The organism is Streptomyces sp. SM11, from assembly GCF_002910905.1.
Classification (GTDB): domain Bacteria; phylum Actinomycetota; class Actinomycetes; order Streptomycetales; family Streptomycetaceae; genus Streptomyces.
Genome location: NZ_NEUE01000224.1, coordinates 1 through 1,394 on the forward strand (window position 1 = coordinate 1; position 1,394 = coordinate 1,394).

The following is a 1,394-nucleotide window of genomic DNA, read 5'->3' on the forward strand; positions in this document are numbered from 1 at the left end:
GCCGCCCCCGAGGCGGCGGACGCCGACACGCACGATATTGCCGTCATCGGCGTCGACGGGGTGTTCCCCAACGCCGGGAGCACCGACGAGCTGTGGCGGGTCCTGGTGGAGGGCGAGGACTGCCTGACCGAGGTACCGGCCTCCCGCTGGGACATCGACGCCTACTACGGGACGGACGGCGCCCCCGGCACCGTCTACCTGCGGCGGGCGGGCTTCGTCGAGGGCCTGACCGACTTCGACCCCGGCTTCTTCCGGCTCTCGCCCGCCGAGGCCGAGTGGATCGACCCGCAGCAGCGCCACCTCGTCCAGTCCGCCTGGCGGGCCCTGGAGGACGCGGGCCTGGCGGGCAAGGCCCAGATGGCCACCGGTGTCTTCGTCGGCGCCAGCTACCAGCACTACCGCGACACCGTCGTCGGAGACGTCGTCCAGACGCCCGCCGGTCTGGGCAACCACAACGCGATCCTGGCGAACCGGGTGAGTTTCTTCCTGGATCTGCACGGTCCGAGCATGACGATCGACACGCTGTGCTCGTCGTCGCTGGTGGCGCTGCACACGGCGGTGCGCAGCATTCGCGCGGGGGAGTGCGAGCAGGCCCTCGTCGCCGGCGTGCACCTGGGCATGTCCCACCAGTACTTCCAGCTCGGCTCCCGCCTGCGCTCGTTCTCCCCGTCCAACGCCCTGCGGCCGTTCGACTCTGGTGCGGACGGGTTCGTGCCGGGTGAGGGTGTGGTGACGGTGGTGCTGAAGCCGTTGCGGGCGGCTCTGCGTGACGGTGACCGGGTGCGTGGTGTCGTCAAGGGCACGGCGGTGAACCACGGTGGCCGTACGAGTGGGTTGACGGTGCCGAGCAGTGCGGCGCAGCAGTCGGTGATCTCGGCCGCGCTCGCGGATGCGGGGGTGCCGGTGGAGTCGGTTGGCATGGTGGAGGCGCATGGTACGGGGACGAGTCTGGGTGACCCGATTGAGGTCGAGGGGTTGACGCGTGCGTGGCGTGCGCTGACGGATCGTTCGCAGTTCTGTGCGATTGGTTCGTTGAAGGGGAATGTGGGTCATCTGGAGCCGGCGGCGGGTCTGGCGGGTTTGGTGAAGGTGTTGTTGTCGATGGAGCGGGGTGTGGTTCCGCCGTCGCTGCATGTGGTGCGGCCCAATGACCATATTCGTTTCGAGGGCACGCCGTTCTTCTTGGCGGACCGGGTCATGGAGTGGCCGCGTCCTGAGGACGGTCTGCGGCGTGGTGCGGTGAGTGCGTTCGGGATGGGCGGGGTCAACGCGCATGTGATCCTGGAGGAAGCACCCACCGCCGTGGTCCGGGGTGTACCCGTCCCGGAGTCGCTCGTGGTGCGCGTCACCGGCGCGGACGAGACGGCCGTACGGACACTGGCCGGGTCCTACGC

At 69.5% G+C, this 1,394-nt stretch carries 1 protein-coding gene; it reads left to right on the top strand.

Annotated features, from left to right (window positions below; all coding sequences use genetic code 11):
- The coding region (locus tag B9S58_RS22820; protein ID WP_146063554.1) for a polyketide synthase at positions 1-1,394 on the top strand (1,394 nt) is incomplete at both ends.